Consider the following 25,880-nt stretch of genomic DNA (forward strand, 5'->3'; position numbering starts at 1 on the left):
AATCGAGTTGTAATTATGTCGAAACGAAAGTCACAAAATCCATCCTCTGATATCGACGCTCATGACAATGACGATTTCGTCAGTAAGTCACAAAAAAAGCGCGAAATGGCAGAGCGACAAAAAGTCGGTACCGACTTAGTCGAGCTCAGCGATGCTCAATTAAAGAGCATGCCGTTAGACGACGAGCTTCGTGACGCCGTATTATTGGCTCGTAAAATTCGTAATAAACACGAAGGCTACCGACGCCAACTTCAATTCATTGGTAAGCTGATGCGCTCTCGGGATATTGAGCCCATTGAACAAGCGCTGTCAGACCTTCGTAATGCGCACCAGCAGGAAACCACTAAGTTTCACGCTGTCGAAGACGCCCGGGACTCGCTCCTCAACGGCGGAGACGAGGCCTTGCAAAGCTTTATCGAAAACTACCCTCAGGCCGATCGCCAAAAAATTCGACAGCTGATGCGCTTAGCTGAGCAGCAAAAAGCCCAGGACAAACCACCTAAAGCGGCTCGAGAGCTATTTGTTTACCTGCGCAGCGTTATCCTTTAATTACTCCGTGCCACCAACGGTCATTGAGTCTAGTTTCAAGGTTGGTTGCCCAACACCAACAGGAACACTTTGACCGTCCTTGCCACACACGCCAACACCCGCATCCAGTTCTAAATCATTACCAACCATAGACACTTGCGCCATGGCATCCGGTCCGTTTCCAATCAGCGTAGCGCCTTTTATAGGTGCGGTAATTTTACCGTTTTCAATTAAGTAAGCCTCTGACGCCGAGAATACAAATTGGCCTGAAGTAATATCTACCTGACCACCAGCAAACTGAGGCGCATAAATCCCTTTTTTGACACTGCTTATAATCTCTTCCGGCGTACTCTCGCCCGGCAGCATATAGGTATTGGTCATACGCGGCATCGGTAAGTGAGCAAAACTTTCCCGGCGGCCGTTGCCGGTCACGCTTTGTTTCATCAACCGTGCGTTCATCTTGTCCTGCATATAACCACGCAAGCGACCGTTCTCTATCAGAACGTTGTAACCACTCGGTGTTCCTTCATCGTCTATCGTCATCGAGCCACGACAGTCATTCATGGTGCCGTCATCGACAATAGTACAGAGCTCTGATGCCACCTTTTCACCCACACGACCGGAGTAAGCTGACGACCCTTTGCGATTGAAATCACCTTCAAGGCCATGACCAACCGCCTCGTGCAATAACACCCCTGGCCAGCCGGCGCCCAAAACAACAGGCATGTTACCCGCCGGTGCCGGACGCGCCTCTAAGTTCACTAACGCCTGGCGAACCGCTTCTTCAGCAAAATGCTTCCAGCGAGTACTGCCATCTGTGTCTTCTATAAAAAATTCGTAACCAACGCGAGCACCACCACCGGCACTACCGCGCTCACGACGACCGTTTTGCTCTGCAATAACAGAGCAGTTCAAGCGAATCAGCGGGCGCTTATCGGTGGCAAAGGTGCCATCGGTAGCGGCTACCAGCACGTCGTCATAACTACCACTTATACTGACAACCACTTGCGTTACCCGGCTGTCCTGCGCTCGTGCATGAGCATCCGTTTGTTTTAACAACTCAATTTTTTCATCTTCCGACAGTGTATTTAACGGATTGATGCCCTCGTACCGTGAAGCGGCCTGCACAGACTGCAACGCCGCTACTGACTTACTTTGTCCTTGCCTTGCAATACCTCTTGCGGCTTCGCTCGTGCGTTTAAGTGCTTCCAGAGTAATTTCATCAGCGTAAGCAAAGCCGGTTTTCTCACCTTGAACGGCCCGGACGCCCATGCCGGTTTCAATATGAAAAGCACCGTTTTTAATAATGCCGTCTTCCAGCACCCAGGATTCATTGACACTGTGTTGCAGATAAATATCTGCAAAATCAATTGTACCGCTGTATAACGTTGCCAGCGCTTTACTAATATCGCTCTGTGACAACGAATAGTCATTTAGTGTCATGTATGTTTACTACCTCAAATTGATTTTGTTTGGCGACCGGCATTTGTTGACGTATCTCGTCCGCTTTATCTAAGTCTACTTCGACTGAAATAATGCCCTCACCTTTTGCCTGCTCCGCAAGTATTTCACCCCACGGGCTGACAATAATGGAATGTCCGTAAGTTTCGCGCCCGTTATCATGCACACCCACTTGGTTAGGGGCCACCACATAAGCCTGCTGCTCTATAGCTCGAGCTCTAACCAACGCATGCCAGTGTGCTTTCCCGGTCACTTGAGTAAATCCAGACGGCAACGCAATGACATTTGCGCCAGCTTCGCGCAAGGCCCTGAACAGCTCAGGAAAACGGAGATCATAACACACCGACATACCGACAACACCACAGTCGGTATCTACTGCAACCACTTCCGTACCCGGCTTCGTCCATTTTGATTCACGATACTGTTTGGTGTTGTCAGCTACATCCACGTCGAACAGGTGAATTTTATCGTACCGCGCAACAAGCTCTCCGGCTGGCGAATACATCAACGATGCGGCCGAAAAGCGTTCACCCGCGTCAATAGGGATAGTGCCACCAATCAAATACACACCGTGTTGCTTCGCGAGCGAAGAGAGCGTTCTTTGCACATCGCCGTCTTTGTAGTTTTCAGCCATATCCAGCTGCGCTCTGTCACCAGCGCCAAAGCAGACAAAGGCTTCAGGAAGAACCACGAGATGCGGATGATTGGCAGACGGGAGATTGTTAAGAAGCTTTTTGACAATGTCGAGGTTGTCTTCAGGTTTAGAACGGCTGCTCATTTGCAGCGCTGTCAGTTGCACCTTCTTCATCGTTTACCTCTGGATTTTTGGGGTCTTCCTCCAATTCTGGCAAATCAACCGGGCGGCTGTCACGCTCTATTTCCTGTACTACCGGATTCTCTATAGTGCCGGTCACTTCATAGCGTAGCTTCGAAATAACTTTCGCGTCATGCAGCACTTTGTCGATAAGTAGCGCAGCCAGTCCGCTGGGCGGATTGACCATCCATGCCAAAATAACGGGGAGACTCGAGGTCACTTTCGGTGCGTATGTTAACGTATAATTCAGTTCACCGCTGGTCATGTCTGTCCAGCCCCGAATATCCATATCGCCTGCTGAACCAAGCAATCTGGCATCATCTGTTTGAGCAACACCATCTTCTATGGCGGCGCTTCCTGACAGTTCAGTAAAGAACATGCCCTGAGAGAATATGTCACGGAAGTCTAACGTCAGCTTACGCAAAATACTGTCCAAACTGAGTATCGAGAATATACGAGCGCCCCCGTCACTCACTTCAGCAAGGTAACCCTTACCCAATGACCAGGAAATATTCCCGTCCAATGAAGACCAGCTGGGTTGGTGCAAATGATCATCCCAGTTCAGAGAGAAATTAATATCCGCGGAGCTATCCCGAATAGCGGTTTCAATACCAAACTGACGCAGCAATTCACCTAAATCGCTGGTATTTAATTGACCATTTAACTCACTATAGGCTTGTTCATTTTCATAGCGCCACACACCGTTAGCCTGTATACGATCGCCATTTCGAGTGACGTTTAGGCGGTCAATCGTAAAACCTTTTGCCTGCGCGGACGCCTCGATTGGAGAAATCGCTAAATCGACTTCTCCTAAGTTGTGCTCGTTAATTCGACAGCTTCGGCAGTTGACATTGACCGGTGGCACTTTCCCCAGCCAATCCCATTTCGCCTCGTCATCGTTGTCAGAACTTGGCAGTTCAATATCGGTGGACAGCTCGAGATAGTCAGCCCTGACATCAATGCCTTTTTTCATAAATTCATTAGGAATACCGACGTTGAGCACAGCTTTGTCTGAGTTAACCTGAACCTGCCACTCGTTTGCCTCAGGCCAGCTTCGTATATTCGCAGCCCCAAAGCTTTGCTCTGCCCATTTCAGCTCATTCGCTGACACACTGATTGAATCGGGCAGCCATGGGTTCTGTGCTTCAGCGCTGGCAACCCCCACTGAAGAACTTCCACTTCCAAGCGCATAAATAAGTGAATACCAACGGCCGATATCGGCGTCTCCAAGCTCAGCCAACACAGTGAATCCACTGCCTGCGTCCTCAATCTGACTGTCTTCACCGACCGCTAACGTCGCTTTTTGCCACCCCGGCATATCCAGTCGCCAGCTACCCTCAAAACGCGCTCTTTCGTCAATGCGCCCAGTCACTGTATAGTTATCGCCTGAGCCGTTTAAGGAGAAATAAAACTGCCAGCCTTCACCAAAACTCTTTTCTAACGGGCTTGGCAAATACGTTTCTAAACCGGTTAGGTCGTATTGTCCTTCAGCATCAACCTTCATCGTGTCACCGATAAACTGTAACGTCACCCGGCTTTCACCGTTAACCGCGCCGTAAAAGAACTCTTCCCACTGGTCGTAAGGAAACTGTTTGAATAACGGTTCCGTCTGCCAGTCTAACTCCGTATTAATGGCTAATTCATAGCCGTCATTTTTGGGGTTCCCCTCAACAGAGGCTGTCACAGGCATACCGTACCAACTCAGTATCAAATCTGAGGTATTAACGCTGCCGTTATTGACAGTCAACTTCCCTTCATTGATGCTGAATCGTTGTTTTATTGCGTCAACCGTTACCTGAACGCCTGCCAATGGCGCTTCAACAAATACACCAACCTCGCGAGACTCATCGAACGGAATATCCAACGCCACCTGCCCGGCCACCTGTCCTTGTGGATTCAGTTGATTAAAGGTTTCTGTTACCGAGTCTAAAGGCGAATTCTTGAATACATTATAGACCTGCTGAGCATCGCCCGATGCTTGTGCGTCTATTTGCAGTCCGATGCTACCGTCAGTGAGATCCGGAATTCGCGCAAAAACATTGTCGACATTAACTGCGCCAATAACCGCTTTGTCTGCGTACATGAGCAAAGTATTCTGATAAAAGTCCAGATGAATGGGCGCCTTTTCAAGAACCGGCCAGTCAGGCTGAAACTTAAAGTCCAACGATTCGAAGCCCGCGCGCGCACTAAACACCGATGCCAAACTGTCATTGGCAAAGCTATCAATATCGCCTCGCCACACTGCTTCAATGCCACTTAATTGCCCTGCGTGCATAGCCTCACTTAAGTAGCTATGCACACCGTCGCCCATCGCTTTGGGCAACAGTTTGCGAGCTGTTGCCACCGAAAACGGTGCCGTCGAGTAAATAAACGACTCAATAGACGGTTTGCCTGACGCATTATCTGAAGATAGCTGAGCACTTCCCTGCAAGGTTAAGTCGTTTACTTGTGCCAGCATTTGCGTTAGCGAAACTGACCAGCCGTTATCATTGGCTATCCAGGTTCCGGATAAATCCAGTTCGTTAATAGCCCAGGCGTGTTCTGAGGACAAATGTCGGCTTGCCACTGAGACACCACTACCATACAAATGCCATTGAGCCTGATTATTCATTTGGCTCACACTCATGCGTAAACCACTTACACTGGGTGTGTTATTGCCACCTTCGATAGACAGCCCAGTGCCATCAACACGCCACTGGCTTCCTGTGATGGGATGTAACCGATATTGACCGTCGACCTGACCATTAATACCCGTTCTCTTAACCCATTTCACCACTTCTTGGGAGGTAAACGGTAACAGCGTTAACAATGATGTGGCATCGTCTAGATTGACGTTTGAAACACTAATATCGTGAATACTGTTTTTATTTTGCCAGGCAACTCTCGGAATTCGAACACTGCCCGAAGAAGACTCCAGGGTCATTGGTAAACTATTCATTAGCCAACCATTTTCCTGCGGTCTCAAGATGACTTTTCCCCCAGGAATATCCAACCAATGTGTTTGCCCAGCGCCCTTATATTGCCAGGTTATGCGGTTCTGACGAAGCTGCAGAAGCCCTTCAAATAGCTCACCACTTTGCATATCCAGCCAAGCGGTAAAGTTGACATCCGACTCCTGTACGTCGATATCACCCAATCTCTCCTCCAGCCAAGGACTAATATCGATGTTTTGTGCATTCACATAGAACTGACCCGTTAATTCCGACCAAGTATCACCATTGAGGTCAACAATGATATCCAGAGCGTTGGTCGCGAAGTCGTCCATTCTTAAGCTACCGACCGCGCGGTGCCGTGATCCTTCGTTGACCCAGGACAAACGTTCGAGCTCAATTCTTCGGGTGATCCCCCTTAAATTAGTCAGAAAGACTTGTCCCTGGTGTATTGAGAACTTCTCTAACTGATGTAGAAACAACTCACTGAGGTTATCAATATCTAATGTGTCATTCCCCGGCACATCGGTTAGCTGCCTGAGATCAACCGCAATATTGGCTTTATCCAAGATAAACTCGTCAGCCACAAATTGCTGCTGAACAATGCTTTGCCAGAAGTTTAAAACCACATACACTTGCGCTACATTAAACTTCACCTTTGCATCGTTTGCCGGTGACAATGAGAGGTCTTCGAGTACGATAGACGGCCCTTGCTGAGTCCATGCCATAGACAGATCGTTAATACTGACAGGTTGCTGGAAGCGTGACTCTAGTTCATTCTCGAGGGGCTGAGTTAAGTCTGGCAGATACGGCAGACTATAGCGAAGCAAACTCAGGGCAACAGCAACCAATACCAGCACAATAGCCAGTAGTAGCCACAGTTTTTTTAATACCCAGGACAGTGCTTGCATTAACCTACATCATTACCACGTCAAATTGCTCTTGATTATACAGAGGTTCGGTCTGTACGGTAATTTGACGTGAAACAAACAGCTCAAGTTCAGCTAACGCGTGAGATTCTTCGTTCACTAATGCCTCACTGACTTTAGCTGACGCATAAACAACGAATTTGTCGGCCTCGTAGGCCTTATGCACGCGCACAATCTCTCGCATAATTTCGTAACAAACGGTTTCAACGGTTTTCATCGTGCCACGCCCCTGACAAACGGGGCACTCAGAACACAGCACGTGTTCGAGGCTTTCGCGGGTTCGCTTACGGGTCATCTCAACCAGTCCGAGCGTCGTAAAGCCGTTAATCGTGGTCTTCGCCCTGTCTTTTGACAAGGCAAGCTCCAGGCTGTGTAAGACACGTCGTTTATGTTCTTCGTCGCGCATATCGATAAAATCGATAATGATAATGCCACCCAAATTCCGCAACCGCAGTTGTCGTGCTATTGCCTGAGTCGCTTCTATATTGGTGTTGAATATGGTCTCTTCGAGGTTTCTGTGACCGACGAAAGCACCGGTATTGATATCGATGGTCGTCATCGCCTCGGTTTGATCAATAATTAACGAGCCGCCCGATTTTAAATCAACGCGGCGGTCAAGAGCACGCTGCATTTCATTTTCAATATCAAACAGGTCAAAAATAGGCCGGTCACCGGTATAGTACTCCAGCACACCTGTTAATTCGGGAATAAAGTCTTTGGTGAAGGTTTTCAGGGTGTCAAAAGTCACTTTCGAGTCTACCCGAATGCGCTCGATTTCCTCACCGACAAAGTCACGCAGTACACGACAGGACAAGTTTAAGTCTTCATACAACATGCCAACTTTGCGCTGACTTTTCTTGCGTGTTTTAATCTTCTCCCAAAGTCGGAAAAGAAAGTCCGCATCGCTTTTCAATGACTGCTCAGAGGCTCCTTCTGCCGCTGTACGAACAATAAATTTCCCATCGTCGGTACTGACTGACTCCGCTATTTCTTTTAAACGATCACGCTCATCGCCTTCTTCAATGCGCTGCGAAACACCCACATGGTCACTTTTCGGCATGAATACCAAATAGCGGGACGGTAGCGTAATGTCAGTAGTCAGTCTGGCGCCCTTCGTGCCTAAAGGGTCTTTGACGACCTGAACCATAATTTGCTGGCCTTGGTGAACCAGTTCAGTAATGTCTCTTTCAGGTCGGTCCGGCTGAGGAAGGTCGTCTCCGTCAACTTGCACCACAATGTCTGACGCATGTAAGAATGCCGCCTTATCCAAACCAATATCGATAAAGGCCGCCTGCATTCCCGGTAAAACACGGGACACTTTTCCCATGTAGATGTTACCCACCAGACCTCGTTTCGCCTGCCGTTCAATATGAACTTCCTGCAAAATGCCATTTTCAACGAGGACCACCCGCGTTTCCGTGGGTGTAACGTTCATGAGAACTTCAACGCTCATCTCAACCACCTGTTACTTCGAACATGCGAAGTAATTGCTCTGTTTCATATAAAGGTAAGCCAACCACTGCAAAGTAGCTACCTTCAATTCGTTTCACGTATTTGCCACCGTACCCCTGAATACCATAGCCACCCGCTTTATCCTGAGGCTCTCCGGTTGCCCAGTAACTTTCGATATCGTCGGTTGTTAGCAAGGCGAACTCAACGCTTGTGGTAACCAATGTTGATTCACTCGCCACTAAACTCTGCCCATTCCAGTGGCAAACGGCGACCGATGTCAGTACCTCATGAGTACGTCCGGACAATTGACGCATCATTTTCTGAAAGTGTTCAAAGTCCAACGGCTTTTCCATGACCTCTTGGTCACACCGAATCAACGTGTCCGAGCCAATAACGAGACACTCATCAGACTGCCGCGTCGCAACGGCTAATGCCTTTTCGTTCGCCAGCCGCAGCACGTAACCCTCAGCACTCTCATTGCTCTGTCGAATTTCATCGATATCGGGCACATAGCAATCAAACGGGCGATGCAAGAAGTTCAATAATTCGCGCCGACGAGGCGACGAGGAAGCTAAGACAATACGCATTATGACACCCCAAACTGGCGGCGAACTTTACGCAACAACGGAAATACCCAAAGCCAGAAAACAGCCGAGGTTAATACAGGCCAAAAATACGATAACGTAAATTCGGCGTCGTGCAGAAAGACGTTTGCCTCGAAGATAATGAAGCGTTTCAGGAGTATCAGAACGGCAATAACAACGGCCTGCTGTATCAGGGCAAAATTACGAATGCGCTGAAAGTTTCTAGCCGCTAAATAGGCAACAACGACCATGCCTAATGCATGCACGCCGACGATAGAGCCCAGAAGAACGTCACTTAGCACGCCCAGAATGAGTGCAGTTCCAATGCTTACCCGATGAGGCAAAGCAATCACCCAGTACAACATGACCAGCGTTACCCAATCCGGACGAAATACGTCGAAGGTGGCCGGCATTGGCATGACCATTAACGTTAACGCGATGACATAGGTAACGAGCAGAGTCACTATTCCCGGCTTCAAGAGCTTCATTCCTCGTCCTCATAAATCGGTTGTTGCTTACTTTCGCTTGGCCACAATAATAAGACATTTCGCACTCTGTCTAAGGCGCTTACTGGATCGGCGAACACTGTAGCGAACGGCAGTGACTCATCCCTCACTATGCTGGCAATACGTGCGACAGGGTACCCTTCCGGAAACACGTCTCCCAGACCGGACGACATCAGCAGGTCGCCTTCTCGCAACTCTGTGCTGTGCGGAATGAACATAAGCTCTAAACGACCAATATCCCCTGTACCCTGGGCTAACACTCGAATGTCGTTTCTTTCTGAGCGCAGAGAAATAGCATGACTTTGGTCGGAAATAAGTAGCACTCGCGCGGTACTCCCTCCAACGTCCTGGACTTGTCCAATAATCCCGCTGCTATCTAATACCGGTTGACCTTCGTACACACCGCTTAAGGTTCCCTTATTAATCACCAACTGTTGCGAAAATGGCTCAGACGCAACGGCTATCACCTCGGCAACCATTCTTCGGGCAGACTCACGTGCGTCCGAACCGAGTAACTCTCTAAGGCGGCGGTTTTCGTTTTTCAGGAATTGTAATTGCTGCTGCTGCCCCTGAAGCATGAGTATTCGTTGTTTTAACGCTTGGTTTTCCTCACTTAACTGCTCCGTGGTTTTTACCGACTCCGAAAAGTTATCCAGTAACTGCTCGGGTAATATGGCTAAATACTGAACAGGCGCAACGAGTGAGTTAAGAAACACGCGAACAGGCTGCATGGCTTGCAACCGGTGATCAATAAATATGAGCAGAAACGAACAGGCTAGTGCGAGCACTAGCCTGGAGAGTAAAGACGGGCCGCGGACAAACAGCGTTTTCATGATTTACTCATAACTGAATAAATCACCGCCGTGCATGTCGATCATTTCTAATGCTTTACCACCACCACGCGCTACACAGGTAAGCGGGTCATCAGCAATAATTACCGGAATGCCTGTTTCTTCGACAAGCAGGCGATCTAAATCTTTTAATAGCGCGCCACCACCGGTTAACACCATACCGCGCTCTGAAATATCAGACGCGAGCTCTGGCGGTGACTGCTCTAGCGCAACCATAACCGCACTCACAATACCCATGAGCGGCTCTTGTAACGCTTCTAGAATTTCATTGCTGTTCAGTGTAAAGGAGCGTGGTACACCTTCAGCTAGGTTACGACCCCTCACTTCAATTTCCTTCAGCTCTTCGCCCGGGAACGCTGAGCCAATTTCATGTTTAATGCGCTCTGCGGTAGCATCACCAATCAGTGCACCAAAGTTACGACGGACATAACTGATAATAGCTTCGTCGAACTTATCACCACCAATACGAACAGATGACGAATAAACCACACCGTTCAGTGAAATAATAGCGACTTCGGTTGTACCGCCACCAATATCAACCACCATGGAACCGGTTGCCTCGGATACAGGCAAACCAGCACCAATCGCTGCCGCCATTGGTTCATCAATTAAGTACACTTCACGTGCGCCCGCGCCCAACGCTGATTCACGAATCGCACGGCGCTCTACCTGGGTTGAACCACAAGGAACACACACTAAAACTCGCGGGCTTGGACGGAAGTAATGGCTGTCGTGGACCTGCTTAATAAAGAACTGAAGCATTTTTTCGCACACATAAAAGTCTGCGATAACACCGTCTTTCATTGGGCGAATAGCACGAATATTGCCTGGAGTACGACCTAACATTTGCTTAGCGGCTGAACCAACGGCCGCAATAGACTTAGGTCCGCCTGAGCGTTCTTGTCGTATTGCTACAACTGAAGGCTCATTTAAAACAATGCCTTCGTCTTTAACGTAAATGAGGGTGTTGGCGGTACCAAGGTCAATAGATAAATCGTTTGAAAAAAGGCCGCGAATTTTTTTAAACATGAAGCGGTATATCCCTACTTATAAAGCTAACAGAGTGACAGCAAAGAGCACAGTAAGTACTTACTGCGCCCTTACAACACGGAATCCAATGTAGTTAGAGTTAAAATCTGCCGGAAGTTCCATTTTTGTCGAAACTCGGGCAAGACTTGGTGTAAAGTTCCACGCACCGCCTTTAACGACAACACCGTTGTCAGTTTGCGCCCATTCCCAGACGTTACCAACGGTATCAAAGAGTCCCCAAGGGTTACGGTGGAAACTTGCCACTGGCGCAGGACGTTGATTCGACCAGTCTGAGCCACAGTTACGACAGTTTGCCTTGCCAAAACCAACATCGTTCCCCCACCAGAAGTCGGTTTCAGTTCCGGCACGAGCAGCATATTCCCATTCTGCCTCAGTCGGTACGCTGTACTTAAATCCACTTTTCGTTGTCAACCAATCAGCATAAGCCTTCGCATCGTTATAACTTACGCATACAACCGGCGAATTATCAGATTGTTTATAGCCGGGGTTCTTCCAGCTAAGTTTTTCGTTGAACTCCGGACGGCCATTCTTAAGTATTGCACAGGTTCCACGTTTCTCTGCGTCGGTTACATAGGCAGTGTCTTCAACGAAGTCTCTAAAATGCTTAACCGTGATTTCAGTATCAGTAATGCCGAGTGCGTTCGGTATTTCGCGAGTTTCAGCCGGTCGTTCATTCGGCAGGCCATTACCAACCAAGTCGCCCATTTTGAACTTTCCCGCCGGAACGACAACAAGCTCCGGGCCTCTAACATCACGATATAAGATATCCTGAATTTTCTCGCCGCGAGTAAATGAATACTCAGATTTTTCCAGATCCGCTCGAATCGACATGGCATCCTTCAAGCGAATTTTTTCTGCATAGGCTGAATAGCCATATTTCAGGACTTCGACTTCGTGCTCGCCACCTGGCAACATCACTTCGATAGGTGTCGAACCGTAGCTAACACCATCAATGATAACTTCATCGTCGTAAACGTTTGAACGTATTGTTAACGGGTGCATGACGGAGCTATCAACCGTTTCTTCATCACCCGCCTGCAACTCCCCCGGCCGTTGTTCCGTTGCGCAATAACGCATATCTACGTCAAGTAATGTACAGGCTTGGCTTTGTGGTAACTGTCCACGAAGTTCTACTGCCAGTTTAACGCCGTAGTTGCCTGCACCGCTAAAGCCGTTGCTGATTGTCTTAGAACCTAAGATTTGAACGTTCGGGCTGGCTTTTTCCAGGTTTTCACGCGCCAGCGACGATTCGCTTAAGCTTGTCAGAATCTCGTCAAGATATTGCTTAGACGCTTTCTGTTTTGCCATCAACTTGCCGCGATTTTCACACTGACCTAACGTTTCATTTCGGTCACAGCTAATTGATTGGCTCACTTCGAGTTCACCTGAGCGGTTAAACTCATTTTCAAGACGGTCAACACGAGCAATGTTGCGCTGCTCTTTCAACGTTTCAATTTCGTTAATCAAGCTGTGCTTGCTGACTCGAGCCTCTTCAACTTCTTTAGACTTTTGGTTCACCAAGCTGACTTGTTGTTTGATGTCTTCTTTATTTTGCTGGTGAGCCATAACCGCTTGCTTGTAGGCTTCCTGAGCGCCAGCAATATCAATGGTAGGATCTTCCACTAAACGTTGATAGCGGTCATTCATTTCCGCCAGTGCAGACTCTCTTTTCTCTTCTAATTCCTGGTTACGTTCACGTAAGGACTGAAGCTTTTCTCTAAGCTCTCGCTCCTCCTGCTGTAACGTGTTAACCGTCGTAGAAAAGTTATCAAACTCACTCTCTAAGTTTGTAATTTGGTTTGTAATTTCTTCGACGGTCATCTCTTGCTGAGCAAGAGCCGTCGAGGCGAGAGTCAATGTAGAGGCCATAATTAAGGCCAGTCGAGCCAATCGCATCATGTTTCCATTCCAAGCTTGAAAAAATAACAAAGCGGCGTAAAAGCCAAAGCCGTCATCGCGCTATCGTTATTGTAATAATAATGAACGTTCGTCAACGTCGCGCATTTTTTGTTTAAACTCTGCTTTATGCTATTTGCTTGTTAACAAAAGAGCAAGAGGCATTGTCACCGAATTGTCGATTATTCGTTAAATGAATACTACCATCCTAACTCACGCCAGTAAATCTGGCGATCTCGCCCACGGTAAATACCAAAGGTGCCTTCGGCTTGAGGGTTGTCATCGTAGGCGCTATTTCCCGCCCAGTCATATTGCAAGTAAGCAGGTACTTCTACCTCAAAACCGAACGAATAAGGTTCGTCAGTCCCCGAGGATACCCATCGGAATAACTCATTAATATCTTTATCCGGCGAGCTTAACAAACCGTTAGCCAGTTGCACGTTAATCGGTTCAGGCTCCAGGCTTGCCATTGACTCATCAAGCAGATTGACCGCATTTCTCTCAATAACCGTACAGTTATCGCTGTCATTTACAAAAAACTCACCGCTTTCCCAATATTCCACCGTGCCAGCAATTGGCATGACATCATCCATTGCCGCATAGGTGTCCTGAAGGCTGAAGCGACCGTAGTACAGGTTTGCCGTATCTAACTTCGTTGCTCCGGGAGAAGCCGGTAGAACACTATTTTGAAGCGTTGAGTAAAAATTATTATCTTCCTGGTCATCGAGTTGCCAGCCCAGAATGTAGTCTCTGAACGGACCATCGGGTTGCCCCGAACTTAAGCGGGAAACCGTTACTGAAGCGCTTCCGGTAAACTGGCCGACGCCATCAGTCCACTCCCAAACCCCATCGTAATTGACGTTATGATCGACGAGTTGATTTTCAGATGAGTCATAGGCGTAAAATAGCGGCGTCGCTTTTGCTAATGATCCGGTGTAATTTAGAGTCAGCTCTCCGGAGGCATTAACCGCTTGCGCTGACAGAACGATAGGTTGAGCCTGCCCCATGTAGTAAAAATCAGTGCAGGCTCCATCGAATTCAGCGGTTAAAGGCTCAAACTCGTAGGGAATAAATCGCCCGAGAGTATGCTCGGTTGTAACAGAACCAGCGCCTAAATAGTTGGCGTCCGCTACCTTCGCGGTGACTTTTGCACTGCCCACTTCAGAGTATGAAATGGAATCATTTTCAAAACGTACATTTACAACACTCTGAGCACTGAAACTAGCGCTGTTATCGAGTTCGCCATTCACTTCAGCAGGAGCGACAGCGTCAACCGCCACCGCCAGATCCAGTGACTCCTGCGGTGTTTCACGCCCAAAGTTTGGCGTAACCTGCTCACCAGAATTTAATGCCTGCAATGCCATGAAGAATGGCTCTCCGGCTTTCGCTAGAATATCCCCGCTATAAGTACTCACCGTTTCCATGCCGATGCTTGCCGGCTTGTAAACAAACTCATTGGACACGCCTTCAATCACTTTGCCGTTCGGTAGCTGCGCTTTTGCCCGTAAGCTCACTTTACCCGCGTCACCGTACTGAACTTCTAACGCTTGCTGGCCCGCCTGAAAATTGGCGGTTACTGGAGTCCAACCGGTAAAGCTACCTGAACCATCGTCCTGAAGCTCATTAATAAGCGCCTGATCAATAGACATTTGCGCATAGGGAAACTCACTAAAATCACTGCAACTGCCTGGATTAACGCAATGCATGCCCATGTCTACCTGGCTAATTTGTTCTGAAATCACCTCACACGCCCGCGTGTTGTCGTTCGTCCGTACAACCGATAAGTTAGTGAGAAAGCTATCACCCGATGTTTGCGTGCCGATAGAATCAAATTTGAGGCCGGTATCATTAAAGGTAATCGAGCAGTCGGAATTGAAGTTTCCATTCATATAGCACTGAGTCGGGTTCAGCGCTCCCGGTGTGGTTTCTATGTCATCTATGGCAAGCGTGTACGTGCCCGCTTCGGTTTGGCTTAACTGCGTAGTTGCAACTGGGGACGCAGCGACTGGGTTTTGGCCCCAGTCACCAGCATTTTCCGATAAAAACACGGAACTGGAAACGGAAGCGTAACTTGAGCAGGACGCGTCAGCACACGCTTCAACGGTTACGTCTGCCGCTTCGCAGGTCAGTACTGGACTCGCGTACGATAAACGATAGTGATGAGGCGCCGTTACCGGTGGATCAACATCTCCCGCATTACAAAAGCTGCCGCCGTCGAGTGGCTCTGCTGGTGAACGATACTCAATGCTAGGCGCAAAAAAACCAAAGAAACCATAAGCGGATGCTTGCCCATCAAGACTCAGACCACCTTCGATACGACTTCTATTCCACCACCAAAAGCTTCGCTCAAAAAACAGATTTCCGCTTACGTATATGAACCCGTTAATCTCGACATCTCGTTCTAAATATAAGTCCCCAGTAACTATCAATATGAGCTCATTCGCCTCACCCGCCATATTAATTCGACGTCCGGACTGAATGGTTAAGTCACCATCAATATAAACTCTGGAGGTTTGTCCGTTTGTCGAGTAGTTAGCGCCAACGTCCCCAAAGTCACCGGCTCGTAAATAGTCGGTTGGCTGCAAAGCCTCTGGCAATTGCGAATTCAGCGCCCGGTCCGGTAAATCAAAGGGAAGCGGCACATCGTTTAACGGACTAAACGCTTGCGGCCAAACGTCAGAGCACTGCGGACGAGCGTAAGCACAGGGTCGTGTTTTATAGTACAAAATTGCAGCGGTTGTTGTAGTAAATACGCCGTTACTGACATAAACCTCATCAATTTCACCCCGAAAACTGTTCTGAGGACCGCTTTGACCACCAATATAGAGAGTAGGCTGTGCACTATCATTCAGTTTTGTGTCACCGCCATAAGAGTTCGTATCAATCAATTCTCCATCGATATAGATATACAGAACGTTGTTATCGGAATTATAACTGGCCGCTAAATGATGCCACTCATCGTCAAATAGGTTCTCGCTGCCATTATTGGTGTTACCGGCTTCAATGGTCAGAAGGTCGCCGTTATTTTTACGGACTTCAAAATACAAGCCACCGCCATCGGAGTCATCTTGCCGGTAGACTTCAAATCGTCCCGCAGAGGTTTCCGTTGTTCCTTCACCCAGTAGTAACATCGTTTGATAACTGTCATTAGGGTTTTGTAGCTCAGCAGCACCTTTAAACCAAAACGCAACCGACACCGTGTTTGAGTTCATCGCTTCGTTTACATTAGGTACCCGAACTCGGTTATTACCGTCAAAGCGACCATAACGGCAAGTACTGTCACCATTGAATTCAAAGGCTGGGTTAAAGCCGGACGTGAATGCGTAACTGATTGCAGTACCGTTGTAACCGTAGCTGGATGAATCAACAACTTCTCCGGCAGCACCACTCCAGCTCAACTCATCGAAATGCCAGTAACCAATAGCCTCAGGGAGTGTTTGCGAACAGTCACCCACGTTACCGGGCGTATTACAGGTTTCGCCATTAATAGATCCACCGTTGTTGTTGATTACCGGCGCGTTGACATCTCCGTTTACCGTACTGTCGGCACCGATAGTCACCGTTCCAGATGCGCTGAGATCACCATCCACAGTAACGTTATCACCTAAGGTAATATTACCGTCGGAACGAATATCCCCGGTCACCGTTGTTCCATCACTGATAATGACATCACCATCGCTGTCAAACGACGCATTAACCGAACTGTTCGGTCCGATAGTGGTCTGCCCCCCTGACAGAAACTGCATATCGAGTGAAGGGCCTTTACTGTTTATGGTGACGCCTTCACCAAAATCGACCGCTTCAACAATAATGACCACGCCCTCGTTACCGGTCACTTCGATTTCGTCGCCGCTGTTAAGGGTTAAGGTGCCACAGGTGTATGTTGTTCCACTTTGTGTGCAGCCTGGTAGGCTTTGGTTTGGTAAGTTATATTTTTTAGCTTCAACCACAAACGTCGTTAATAAGCTAAGTAAAAAGACAAACAATAGGGCGTAGCGCTTCATATCAGTTCTCCACCCGCGTCTCTATTTGCAGCTCTCGCGATGCTCGCTGTTCACCCGCTTCGCATAATGCGCTCGAGGTGATGACAATGTGAGTATATGTTGTATTCGACTCATCGGTGTATTCAGCGCTGCTACAGCTAACGTCCGCGCTACACTGCTCAAGACTCTGATTGCCGGCAAAGGTGTACTCAACCGCATCAACACCGCAACTGGTATCAGGTGCACTGCCTAAAGGATAAACCGTCATCATCGCTTGTTCCAAACCTGACTGCGCAGCTAAATAACTGCGTGCACCGAGCACTTCGATGACCACGCTCTCAGAAGAGGTTCTCAGCAAACTGGCCAGTGCCGTAACCAGTCCTCCAAGCACGACAATCACAAACACCGCAATAACCAAGGTGTTGCCTCGTTGTTTATTTATTGGCTTGAAAGGGCTGTTATGGCGCATTGGGAATGTGCACCTCGCGATAATAGAAAACTTGCTCTTCCGCATTATCACCGAACTGAAGCTGTATGGTGACTATATTATTACTTTGCTGATTATTAGCAGTTACGTCAAAGGGTTCGTCAGAGCTCACCCCTGTCGCCATCAAGTCTCCAGCGGTCCACTCCGTTTGCGCCTGGCTCCATCCATAGTCACTAATTCTAAACAGACTTCCCGCGCTTAGGCAAAAACTTACTGGCGGGCTGCCAATGTAAGCTCTTTTTAACGGGGACTCTTTTGCAAACTGACTCCCTTCTTCTAATGGCAAGTTATTATCGACACTGGTAGCAGAGTAAGCACCGTCAATATTAGCGTAACGCTGTGGGGTATCCGCGTAGATGTAATTAGGCCGTGTCGCATATATAAAGACGCGTTCGGTACCGTCGAGCGCCCAGCCAATATTGGACGCGTCTGGGCTGCCTGCAAAAGTAACCAACGTCATTTCATTCGATGAATCGGGCCGAATCGGTGTGGCGTAGTAGGCCCCCACCACTTTCGCGGGAACAAACTCAATACAGTCACCGCTCACACGGACACTATTTGGAACCGCGCCTCTAATTTCCCGAGTCAGTCGCTCGATAGCAAAGCGGCTTTTCTCAATAGTCTGCAAGCGCTCAGAGCCGGAGCTAAACATTTGTGCACCAATGCCCACAAACTGGAAGCTAAAACCTGCAACGATTGCCAGCAAAACAATGACAATAATAAGTTCGATTAAGGTAAAACCTCGTTGCGTGTTCATCACCAGTTCCCCTTAACGGAGCTGAACTCAATACTTTCGTCTTGCGGTGTCGTTACGGTGACGGTAATTCTTTTCAACTTATTCGCTTCTTTTTCAGCAACACAAACCAGGGCTTCAAAACCGTTATAGCGGTTAGGTGATGAGCCACTGAGCTGGGCGCCGTTAAGCTTCAAACCATTGTAATCGTCGACATCATCAAATTGAGAGCGCTGAGCTTCTTCTGCATTGGGCGTGCTTCCGTCACTGGGACATGGCGCTGGTGTTGTGCAGCTACCCGAGCCTTCAGAGCAACGGACATACTGGTTTCCAACATTAGAGTTTTCATCGAACCGGCGCGCCATTATTTCATTCATTAAGCTTTGCCCAACTTCAGTCGCTCTAATCTGCTGCCAGGGGTCAACACTTTGCCGAAACAGCTGCCCCAACCCTGCGGTAACGACTAACGTCACAATAGCAATAACCACAATGCCCGCAATGAGCTCTATAAGCGTAAAACCGTCGTCTTGTTTATAGCGCATCAATAAAGCCCTCTTTATTAATGCTAATAGTGCGACTAATACCTGAGCTTTCAGTAATAATTACCGCACAGCCACTAACACAATCATCCGTTGGCTGCCCCAACGCATTAAAACCTATCGTTAGATCTGCAGGAGAAAACGTGATGTCATCTAAGTTACTCAGCTGAAGGCTATTGTCATCGTCGTACGGAGGATTGCCGAAAGTGCTTTCTGTCACAGACACGCTATAGTCGTTCACCGTATCTTGCATCGCCTGCTGTTGAACGGCTCGCAAAATACTCATCACCTGTAGACGTGTGGTTTGGCTTTTCGTACCGGAATCACTAATAAAAATAGGGCTGGCAGATACGGCTAGGATACCGATAATAACCAGTGTGATAATGAGTTCAATGAGGGTGAAGCCTTGGGACTTCATAGTTGGCCTTAATTTGAAAGCCCGCAGAGTAAACTGCGGGCTCCAGTCTATTTAACAACCACTGTCGTCTGTAACCACAATAGTCGCTTCAGCTGTAGCACTTGTCGCAGCACTATAAGTCAAGTAACACTGAGATGTCGCTATATCACCTGAAGAATACGCGCCACTAGTTCCAGAACCAGTAACAGAAGATGATTGAGCCATTAAAACAGTGTCCGGCGTCCCTGTGACTACCTCGTAGACCCAGTCACTAGTTAAGTCCGCAGCAAACCCAGCATCTACAGCCTCAATGATACCTGTAGCAGAAGCATCTGGGTAACCAAATACCAAATCAACATCAGTGCCTTTCACAGAAACCGTAGCAGTCGAGTCAGTCTCGACACCTTCTACAGCCGCCTTAGAATAAGTCAACTGCATAGCTCCCTTAATAGAGCCTTCCATGCCTTTTAAGGCACTAGTACGAGCGTCACTCGAAAAATTAATAAACTGAGGTGCGGCGGTTACGGCCAAAATCCCCAAAACTACAATGACAATGATCAGTTCGATCAGAGTAAAACCTTTTTGATTGCGCATAATTAAAGCTCTCAGTTGTGATTTAAAAAATTATTGGTTATTGCTGTGAATACTCACGCCGCCATTACGTGGATTATAAACGAAAGCGTTGCCCAGTGTCAGATAATCATCACCAGATGGCGCATTCGTTTCATTTTTTATGGTGTTCGCCAAGTAGTAAACACACATATCATTGCCAGTTGTCGAATCTTGCGTCACGTACGTGTAGTAACGCGTCTCCTCCAGGTTAGCAAAGTCTTCTGACACTGTCGGGGCGCCCTGCAATATTGATTGCATGATGCTTGCACAGTCAGATGCCTGAATATTTTCATCGTGCGCAGCGTTATTATTGCCACTCACTGGATAGCCGGTGTTACCATCGACATAAAGCAACACTTGATCCATCGACACTTCAGCGCCAGCACCGGTAGACGCAACCCCTTTAGGACGTCCACTCAGCTCCCACTCGCCACGAACAATACCAACAGCGCTGGCAAAGCCTCCGGCAACGCCTTCAAGCGCCGCATCCTCGGCATCAGAAGAAACGTCCGTAAAGCGCGGAATCGCCGCAGCGGCAAGCAAGCCGAGAATCACCACGACAATTATCAGTTCAATAATGGTGAAACCCTGTTGTCTCTTCTGTCTATTGCCCATGTTCCCACTCATAATTAGCCTCTATAAATCCATTTTATAACAAGTTCTCAACAATGCCTACCGGCGTTTTTCTCGCTGTATCCGACCTTGATCGGCATCAAACCAGAACCATGGTTTCTCATTAATGGCAAAGTAACAGCGGTTTTCATCTTGTCGTGCACTCAGCGCGCTAGCGGGTATTTCGCCACCTAACTTGCTCCACAGAGCCAAACAGTCATTACTAGCCGACGGCCATCCTTTTTCATTCACCTTAATAAAACCTGCCGGTGAATCAGCACGTCCAAATAACGCAACAACGCCGGGTTTTCCCTGCCTCAACCACTCTGCCCGAACTAAGCTCACCGCTTCTGAAAACGTCGACAATGCAACGTCTTTCTCCGTTTCCCGCCAGTGCTGCGGCTCATCAATAAGCAACATTCTCACGGCCACTGCTGACAACAGCAAAAATACTGCAACGACGAGCACATTTTGCAATCGCCGAATGCCTCTACGTTCTTGAACGTCATTTTCCGTCATTATTAACGTCCCTGGTAAGCGCTCATCATGTCCCACATTGGCGTGAAAATACCCAATGCTAATATGAGCACCATAACCGCCACAACAGCAATCATCAGCGGCTCGATACGCGCTGTTAATGTCTTCAGATCATAGTCGGTTTCGCGCTCATAATATTCAGCCACTTCCAGCAATAAAGTATCCACACGCCCTGTTTCTTCACCAACTGAAATCATCTGCAAAATCAACGGTGTGAACAGGTTTGACTGCTTTGCTACGCGAGATAAGTTCTCACCTCGCTCAATGCCACGACGCATTTCAATGACTCGGTTTTCCATCCAGGCATTATCCACGGCTTCCGCCACCAGTGACAGTGCCTGCGTTAGTGGCACACCGGCTCCCAGCATGACTGAAAAACTGCGCGCAAAGCGCCCCAACATAGCTCGGCGTAAAATAGAGCCAATAACGGGGACTTTCAGTTTCAAGGTGTCCCACATCAGTCGCCCCGGCGGAGTCTCTTTGTAGTATCGAATACCAAAGAAAGCGCCCACCATAAGCGCCAATAGCAGCGGCCAGTACGAAACAAAAAACTGCGATGACCCTAACAATGCTCTTGTCGCCCATGGCAGCTCCACATTAAAACGCTCAAACATGGAAGCGAACGTGGGAATCACAAATATATTCAGTACAAACATCGCAACGACTAAGGCTATCATGACGAAACTCGGGTATCGTGTCGCTGCTTTTATCCGCTTACGGGTATCTTGCTCATTTTCCAAATAAACCGCTAACTGCTGAAACGATTCTTCCAGTTGCCCGGTATTTTCACCCACATGGACAATGGCAATAATCAGCCGGGGAAAAATGCCTTTATGCTTGGCCATAGCTGCTGATAAATTCCGACCCCGCTCGAGCTGCTCGTGAATATCCTTTAACGCGTTTCGTAGACGCTTATTCTGCGTTGTATCGCCCAGCCCTTCGATAGCACGAAGCATGGGAATCCCCGCCTGAGTCAACGAATACATTTGTCGACAGAATATAATCAACTCGTCGAGAGAGACTTTCGGCTGTAAGCCATCAGCAACCTTCGTTTTTAACGTATCCCAGCCCGGTATCGCGGTGCTCGCAGCGACATCTTCCTCTATTGCCACCGGTGTCAGACCACGTTTCAGTAATGCGTCTGCCGCACTTCGCTCGTCACCAGCTTCCACGGCGCCAGTCTGTAACTGACCTTGTTTGTCGCGGGCGCGGTAACGAAACTGCATCAGATATTGTCCTCAACACTTTCTGCCAGGAATAACACTTCTTCGACGGTCGTCACGCCCTGACGCGCATACTCTAATGCAACAGATGCCATCGACTGATAGCCCGGGTGTCTTTTCGCGGCATGTGCAAAAGCTCGGGTGTCGTTGTCGCGCAGCGCATCCATCATTTCACCGTTCATTTCAAGTAGCTCAAACACACCGATACGCCCGTGATACCCGGTGTGGTTACAGTTCTGACAGCCAATGCCATGTTTAAACTCAAACTCGCTGCTGCCTTCTAGTAAATGCTCCAGCCACTGCTGTTCTGCGTCATCGGGCTGATAGTTTTGGGTGCACTTTTCGCAGACCCTGCGAACCAATCGTTGCGCTAATATTCCGCGCAGTGCCGCAGCAACCAAATAAGAAGGGGCGCCCATATCAATTAAGCGCATAGCACTGGTTATCGCGTCATTGGTGTGCAGTGTCGACAACACCAAGTGGCCGGTAATAGAGCCTCTCAGCCCTATTTCTACGGTTTCATGGTCACGCATCTCACCGACCATGATAATGTCCGGGTCCTGACGCAAAGTGGTTCGTAGCACTCGGGCAAAATCGAGGCCTATTTTATTATTGACCTGAACCTGAGAAATACGTGGTAAGCGATACTCGACCGGGTCTTCCACGGTAATGACTTTCTTGGCTTCGGTATTCAATTCACTCAGCGCGCCATAAAGCGTTGTTGTCTTACCGGAGCCCGTTGGACCGGTTACCAAGAGCATGCCGTGTGGTCGCTTAATAAGGGAGCGGACCCGCTTCAGAATATTGTCGGGCATACCCGTTTGCGCCAGCGACAACAATCCCGCGGACTGATCCAACAAACGCATGACGCATGACTCGCCATATTGAGTCGGCATGGTTGACACACGCACATCAATATTGTGCTTGCGAATTTTCATGTTGAAGCGACCGTCCTGAGGCAAGCGACGTTCGGAAATATCCAGCCCCGCCATTAGCTTCAAGCGTAACACCAACGCATTGGCTATATTCGTTTCATCCAGTACGTTTTCCTGCAGCACGCCGTCAATACGCTGGCGGATACGCAGTTTGTTTTCATCGGGTTCTATATGAATATCCGATGCACGAACCTGAACCGCATCTTCAAAAACCGACTGCAGCAACTTGGCAACGGTGGCTTCATCGCCCTCTTCGTCCAGACTCAGCTGACCGAGTTCAAACTCTGAGGTTTCTTCGTACTCGTCCTGCAGCTGGCTGGCGAAGGTTTCTATTTCTTTCGTGCGGCGGTAGAGATTATCAAACGCACTTAACAACTCGCCCTCTGGAACCACCGCTAACTCGACCTGTCGCGGTGCCAGTAGTTGGTTTATTGCATCGATAGAAGACAAATCGGCGGGGTCGCTCATGCCGACTAACGCTTCATTCTCGTCCGCTTCGATGACTAATGCCCGATGACGCCGAGCCTGAACTTCCGGCAACAATTTAAAAACTTCAGGCGGTATTCGCCGCTCGGAGATGCTTAACAGCGGTAACTTGAGTTGCTGTGATAAAAACTCCAGCAATTGATGCTCAGTAATATAGCCAAGGTCGATAAGCGTCGCACCAAGCTTACGCCCGGTTTCGCGTTGTTTTTCCAGTGCTGTTTCCAGCTCTTTTTCGCTGATGATTTGCTCATGAACCAACAAATCACCCAACCGCATTTTGAGGCGAGGACGTTTCATGACTTACCTGCTGAATTTGCTTGTGCTGACAAAGTAGCGATTTTTTGTTCGATAAATTGCCGGGTTGGCTCATGAGTCACGCGTTGAAGCGCCTTCTGGTATGTACTTAAAGCGGCGTTACTGCCCTGTTGCTCTTGTGCGAGCGCCTTACCTACATACCAACGGCCTTCAGTAGGCTGCGCTTCTATCAACCGCGTATAGGCGGTTTCCGCCACTTCATAGTGACCAGTGTCTTGCGCCAGCAGCGCCACTTTGTGTGAGTATCCAGGCTTATCCTGGGCGCTGGGCCAGTTTTTTAACAACACATTTAATGCCGCACCGGGTCTTGCTTCTCGCTCTAGAATACGCGCACTCAACATCCGAAAGTCGGTGTCCGTCCGGTCTCTCTGAAAGCCCACCTCTAATGTCGCTAACGCATCCGTTACTTTGTTGCGACCATATTGCAAGGCAGCCAACTGCTTACGCACTCGTTTATTATCAGGGGTGACGGCTAACGCCTGTCGCCAGTATTCTTCGGCCTGAGTTAAGCGCCCCTGTTGCTGAGCCTTCTCCGCTTTTTCAATGTTCTGTTGTGCAATTTGTTCAGGCGTCAGCTCAACTGACTTTTTTACAAAGACCGAATCATTCTCTGTACTCTTTTCTTCTGCTCTTTCCTGTGTTCTTTCCGGTACTTGTTCCGGCGGCTTTTCTGATTGCGCTCCGGCTAATTGTTCAGTTTGCTTAAGCTCTGGCTCCTGAGACTCGCTTGGTTTATTGTCTGTGCGTGCTTCTAATTGTCTGACTGTCGCTCGCTTATCGGTATTAGCGATTTCAGGCTCATCAAGATTACTATTAAGCTCGCCATCATTAGACCTGGCTTCAGCCCGCGGACTTTCTGTCTGCGCCGGCTTCTGTTGAACTTTCTCAGGCTGCGGTGATTGTTCCGCTTCATACACCGTCATCGTTTGGCTGTCGTTTGCCGGCCAAAGTACAATACCAGCAGAGATACCAACCACCGCCAGACCCAGTACTACCCAAGGAAGTTTCGTGCGAGGCTCTGAGCGCTCGACAGCACTACCGCCGGCTTCGCGGTCAAAGGGCTCTTGACCACGCTTGTCGAGGTCTTTCAGGACTTTATTAATCAAGCTCATAGTCCGCCCTCCGTGATTTGCCAATAGCCCATAGCCGCTATTAACAAACACATTGCGGCGATACCAATGGTTAACGGCAGCCAACGCCCTGACTCCAGCCGAGTATCTTCGGTATCTTTCACCGCGAACCTAAGGTCATGATTCGTCAATTTATGACGCCCTTCACCGTAAGCAAGCAACATCATTTTATGGCACAACATATTCACTAACCGTGGTACGCCGCGACTGCACCGATGAATGTGTTTAATTAATTTCCAATTAAAAATAGGCGTACCTTTGTAGCCGGCAACCTGCATTCGATGCGCTATATAATCCGCCGTTTCTTCTGCGTTCATTGCCGTTAATTTGTGAGAAAAACTGATGCGTTGGCGTAGCTGCCGAAACGCTTTTTGTGACAGTCGCTCGTCAAGCTCTGGCTGACCCAGCAACACGATATGCACCAACTTACGGCGTTCCGTTTCCAAATTAGAGAGCAGCCGCAACGCTTCAAGACTCTCTTCAGGCAACGCTTGCGCCTCATCGATAATAATAACGACCGACTGATCACTTTTGCTGATGTCTAAAAGTCGTTGCTGAAGGGCTCTGGCTAACTGCTGCTGATTAACGAGCTTGTCGGTCTCCACATCTAGCTCTTGTGCAATCGCCAGTCTGAGTTCGGCCGGGTCCAGGTAGGAGTCTGGCACATAGGCCGCTTTGAAAAAGTCGGGCATTTCATTGAGTAAACGCCGACATAATAAGGTTTTTCCGGTACCCACTTCGCCGGTGATTTTGATAAAACCCTCACCCGTTTTCAACGCAGTCAACACCACCTCAAAAGCCTCATGATGGCTTTTAAGATCGTAGTAGAACTGCGTGTTCGGCGTTATGGTAAAAGGCAGTTCGCGTAAGCCGTAGTGGTACAGGTACAT

Annotated in this window: 22 protein-coding genes; 1 reads left to right on the forward strand and 21 read right to left on the reverse strand. The window is 48.5% G+C overall.

The features are described 5' to 3' along the window. Positions 1–15 precede the first annotated feature (15 nt). Positions 16–549: a ribosome biogenesis factor YjgA gene (gene yjgA / locus CEW91_RS10725; RefSeq protein ID WP_088768944.1), complete on the forward strand. Its 534-nt coding sequence runs from the start codon at positions 16–18 to the stop codon at positions 547–549. On the opposite strand, the gene tldD is transcribed toward yjgA, so the two are convergent. The 21 genes from tldD to CEW91_RS10830 all read right to left on the reverse strand — a co-directional run bounded on the left by tldD (position 550) and on the right by CEW91_RS10830 (position 25,880). Then, the gene (gene tldD, locus CEW91_RS10730; protein ID WP_088768946.1) at positions 550–1,971 is read right to left on the reverse strand and encodes a metalloprotease TldD; all 1,422 of its coding nucleotides are present in this window, start codon (positions 1,969–1,971) and stop codon (positions 550–552) included. Then, a complete protein-coding gene (locus CEW91_RS10735; protein WP_232506963.1) occupies positions 1,958–2,797 on the reverse strand; it encodes a carbon-nitrogen hydrolase family protein in 840 nt (279 codons plus the stop codon). Before CEW91_RS10735 ends, tldD begins: the two co-directional genes overlap by 14 nt. Further along, positions 2,751–6,644, reverse strand: coding sequence for a YhdP family protein (locus tag CEW91_RS10740; protein ID WP_088768947.1), 3,894 nt, complete (start codon positions 6,642–6,644; stop codon positions 2,751–2,753). Before CEW91_RS10740 ends, CEW91_RS10735 begins: the two co-directional genes overlap by 47 nt. A gap of 4 nt (positions 6,645–6,648) precedes the next feature. Continuing rightward, entirely contained in the window at positions 6,649–8,115 is a 1,467-nt protein-coding gene (gene rng / locus CEW91_RS10745; RefSeq protein WP_088768949.1) for a ribonuclease G, read from the reverse strand. A 1-nt stretch (position 8,116) separates the two neighbouring features. Next, complete coding sequence (locus CEW91_RS10750) at positions 8,117–8,701, reverse strand: Maf family protein (RefSeq protein ID WP_088768951.1); 585 nt, start codon at positions 8,699–8,701, stop codon at positions 8,117–8,119. Continuing rightward, complete coding sequence (mreD, locus tag CEW91_RS10755) at positions 8,701–9,186, reverse strand: rod shape-determining protein MreD (protein WP_088768953.1); 486 nt, start codon at positions 9,184–9,186, stop codon at positions 8,701–8,703. Before mreD ends, CEW91_RS10750 begins: the two co-directional genes overlap by 1 nt. Further along, positions 9,183–10,037, reverse strand: coding sequence for a rod shape-determining protein MreC (gene mreC, locus CEW91_RS10760; protein ID WP_088768955.1), 855 nt, complete (start codon positions 10,035–10,037; stop codon positions 9,183–9,185). Before mreC ends, mreD begins: the two co-directional genes overlap by 4 nt. Positions 10,038–10,040: 3 nt before the next feature. Further along, positions 10,041–11,084 (reverse strand): rod shape-determining protein, encoded by a 1,044-nt coding sequence (locus CEW91_RS10765; protein ID WP_058576770.1) that lies wholly within the window; start codon positions 11,082–11,084, stop codon positions 10,041–10,043. A gap of 60 nt (positions 11,085–11,144) precedes the next feature. Then, positions 11,145–13,004 carry a formylglycine-generating enzyme family protein gene (locus CEW91_RS10770; RefSeq protein WP_088768957.1) on the reverse strand — a complete coding sequence of 620 codons (1,860 nt, stop codon included), beginning with the start codon at positions 13,002–13,004 and terminating at the stop codon, positions 11,145–11,147. A 197-nt stretch (positions 13,005–13,201) separates the two neighbouring features. Further along, entirely contained in the window at positions 13,202–17,005 is a 3,804-nt protein-coding gene (locus CEW91_RS10775) for a DUF6701 domain-containing protein (protein WP_088768959.1), read from the reverse strand. 1 nt (position 17,006) lies between these two features. Further along, positions 17,007–17,453: a Type II secretory pathway component gene (locus CEW91_RS10780; RefSeq protein WP_088768961.1), complete on the reverse strand. Its 447-nt coding sequence runs from the start codon at positions 17,451–17,453 to the stop codon at positions 17,007–17,009. Then, positions 17,443–18,228: a PilW family protein gene (locus CEW91_RS10785; RefSeq protein ID WP_088768964.1), complete on the reverse strand. Its 786-nt coding sequence runs from the start codon at positions 18,226–18,228 to the stop codon at positions 17,443–17,445. Before CEW91_RS10785 ends, CEW91_RS10780 begins: the two co-directional genes overlap by 11 nt. Further along, positions 18,228–18,746, reverse strand: coding sequence for a type IV pilus modification PilV family protein (locus tag CEW91_RS10790; RefSeq protein ID WP_088768966.1), 519 nt, complete (start codon positions 18,744–18,746; stop codon positions 18,228–18,230). Before CEW91_RS10790 ends, CEW91_RS10785 begins: the two co-directional genes overlap by 1 nt. Then, positions 18,736–19,161, reverse strand: a complete 426-nt coding sequence (locus CEW91_RS12450; RefSeq protein ID WP_088768968.1) for a type II secretion system protein — start codon at positions 19,159–19,161, stop codon at positions 18,736–18,738. The genes CEW91_RS10790 and CEW91_RS12450 overlap by 11 nt, the downstream gene beginning before the upstream one ends. A 51-nt stretch (positions 19,162–19,212) precedes the next feature. Beyond that, positions 19,213–19,734 (reverse strand): type II secretion system protein, encoded by a 522-nt coding sequence (locus tag CEW91_RS12455; RefSeq protein ID WP_088768969.1) that lies wholly within the window; start codon positions 19,732–19,734, stop codon positions 19,213–19,215. Positions 19,735–19,764: 30 nt separating this feature from the next. After that, positions 19,765–20,379, reverse strand: a complete 615-nt coding sequence (locus CEW91_RS10805) for a prepilin-type N-terminal cleavage/methylation domain-containing protein (protein ID WP_232506964.1) — start codon at positions 20,377–20,379, stop codon at positions 19,765–19,767. Positions 20,380–20,424: 45 nt separating this feature from the next. Beyond that, on the reverse strand, positions 20,425–20,883 hold the full coding sequence (locus tag CEW91_RS10810; RefSeq protein WP_088768971.1) for a Type II secretory pathway component: 459 nt from the start codon (positions 20,881–20,883) through the stop codon (positions 20,425–20,427). Between the two features lie 2 nt (positions 20,884–20,885). Next, complete coding sequence (locus tag CEW91_RS10815; protein WP_088768973.1) at positions 20,886–22,127, reverse strand: type II secretion system F family protein; 1,242 nt, start codon at positions 22,125–22,127, stop codon at positions 20,886–20,888. Continuing rightward, positions 22,127–23,842, reverse strand: coding sequence for a GspE/PulE family protein (locus CEW91_RS10820; RefSeq protein ID WP_088768975.1), 1,716 nt, complete (start codon positions 23,840–23,842; stop codon positions 22,127–22,129). Before CEW91_RS10820 ends, CEW91_RS10815 begins: the two co-directional genes overlap by 1 nt. After that, the gene (locus CEW91_RS10825; protein WP_088768977.1) at positions 23,839–24,972 is read right to left on the reverse strand and encodes a tetratricopeptide repeat protein; all 1,134 of its coding nucleotides are present in this window, start codon (positions 24,970–24,972) and stop codon (positions 23,839–23,841) included. Before CEW91_RS10825 ends, CEW91_RS10820 begins: the two co-directional genes overlap by 4 nt. Next, complete coding sequence (locus tag CEW91_RS10830; RefSeq protein WP_088768978.1) at positions 24,969–25,880, reverse strand: ExeA family protein; 912 nt, start codon at positions 25,878–25,880, stop codon at positions 24,969–24,971. The genes CEW91_RS10825 and CEW91_RS10830 overlap by 4 nt, the downstream gene beginning before the upstream one ends.

Origin of the sequence: Idiomarina piscisalsi (genome assembly GCF_002211765.1) — a bacterium.
Lineage (GTDB): Bacteria > Pseudomonadota > Gammaproteobacteria > Enterobacterales > Alteromonadaceae > Idiomarina > Idiomarina piscisalsi_A.

Bases quoted from the DNA above. Each gene is read 5' to 3' on its own strand.
- CEW91_RS10825 (WP_088768977.1), bottom strand. From the start codon at position 24,972: ATGAGCTTGATTAATAAAGTCCTGAAAGACCTCGACAAGCGTGGTCAA.
- CEW91_RS10750 (WP_088768951.1), bottom strand. From the start codon at position 8,701: ATGCGTATTGTCTTAGCTTCCTCGTCGCCTCGTCGGCGCGAATTATTG.
- CEW91_RS10735 (WP_232506963.1), bottom strand. From the start codon at position 2,797: ATGAAGAAGGTGCAACTGACAGCGCTGCAAATGAGCAGCCGTTCTAAA.
- yjgA (WP_088768944.1), top strand. From the start codon at position 16: ATGTCGAAACGAAAGTCACAAAATCCATCCTCTGATATCGACGCTCAT.
- CEW91_RS10780 (WP_088768961.1), bottom strand. From the start codon at position 17,453: ATGCGCCATAACAGCCCTTTCAAGCCAATAAATAAACAACGAGGCAAC.
- CEW91_RS12450 (WP_088768968.1), bottom strand. From the start codon at position 19,161: ATGAAGTCCCAAGGCTTCACCCTCATTGAACTCATTATCACACTGGTT.
- CEW91_RS10810 (WP_088768971.1), bottom strand. From the start codon at position 20,883: ATGACGGAAAATGACGTTCAAGAACGTAGAGGCATTCGGCGATTGCAA.
- CEW91_RS10830 (WP_088768978.1), bottom strand. From the start codon at position 25,880: ATGTACCTGTACCACTACGGCTTACGCGAACTGCCTTTTACCATAACG.
- CEW91_RS10740 (WP_088768947.1), bottom strand. From the start codon at position 6,644: ATGCAAGCACTGTCCTGGGTATTAAAAAAACTGTGGCTACTACTGGCT.
- CEW91_RS10765 (WP_058576770.1), bottom strand. From the start codon at position 11,084: ATGTTTAAAAAAATTCGCGGCCTTTTTTCAAACGATTTATCTATTGAC.
- CEW91_RS10805 (WP_232506964.1), bottom strand. From the start codon at position 20,379: ATGAGTGGGAACATGGGCAATAGACAGAAGAGACAACAGGGTTTCACC.
- CEW91_RS10820 (WP_088768975.1), bottom strand. From the start codon at position 23,842: ATGAAACGTCCTCGCCTCAAAATGCGGTTGGGTGATTTGTTGGTTCAT.
- CEW91_RS10790 (WP_088768966.1), bottom strand. From the start codon at position 18,746: ATGCGCTATAAACAAGACGACGGTTTTACGCTTATAGAGCTCATTGCG.
- CEW91_RS10770 (WP_088768957.1), bottom strand. From the start codon at position 13,004: ATGATGCGATTGGCTCGACTGGCCTTAATTATGGCCTCTACATTGACT.
- CEW91_RS12455 (WP_088768969.1), bottom strand. From the start codon at position 19,734: ATGCGCAATCAAAAAGGTTTTACTCTGATCGAACTGATCATTGTCATT.
- CEW91_RS10815 (WP_088768973.1), bottom strand. From the start codon at position 22,127: ATGCAGTTTCGTTACCGCGCCCGCGACAAACAAGGTCAGTTACAGACT.
- rng (WP_088768949.1), bottom strand. From the start codon at position 8,115: ATGAGCGTTGAAGTTCTCATGAACGTTACACCCACGGAAACGCGGGTG.
- mreD (WP_088768953.1), bottom strand. From the start codon at position 9,186: ATGAAGCTCTTGAAGCCGGGAATAGTGACTCTGCTCGTTACCTATGTC.
- CEW91_RS10775 (WP_088768959.1), bottom strand. From the start codon at position 17,005: ATGAAGCGCTACGCCCTATTGTTTGTCTTTTTACTTAGCTTATTAACG.
- mreC (WP_088768955.1), bottom strand. From the start codon at position 10,037: ATGAAAACGCTGTTTGTCCGCGGCCCGTCTTTACTCTCCAGGCTAGTG.
- CEW91_RS10785 (WP_088768964.1), bottom strand. From the start codon at position 18,228: ATGAACACGCAACGAGGTTTTACCTTAATCGAACTTATTATTGTCATT.
- tldD (WP_088768946.1), bottom strand. From the start codon at position 1,971: ATGACACTAAATGACTATTCGTTGTCACAGAGCGATATTAGTAAAGCG.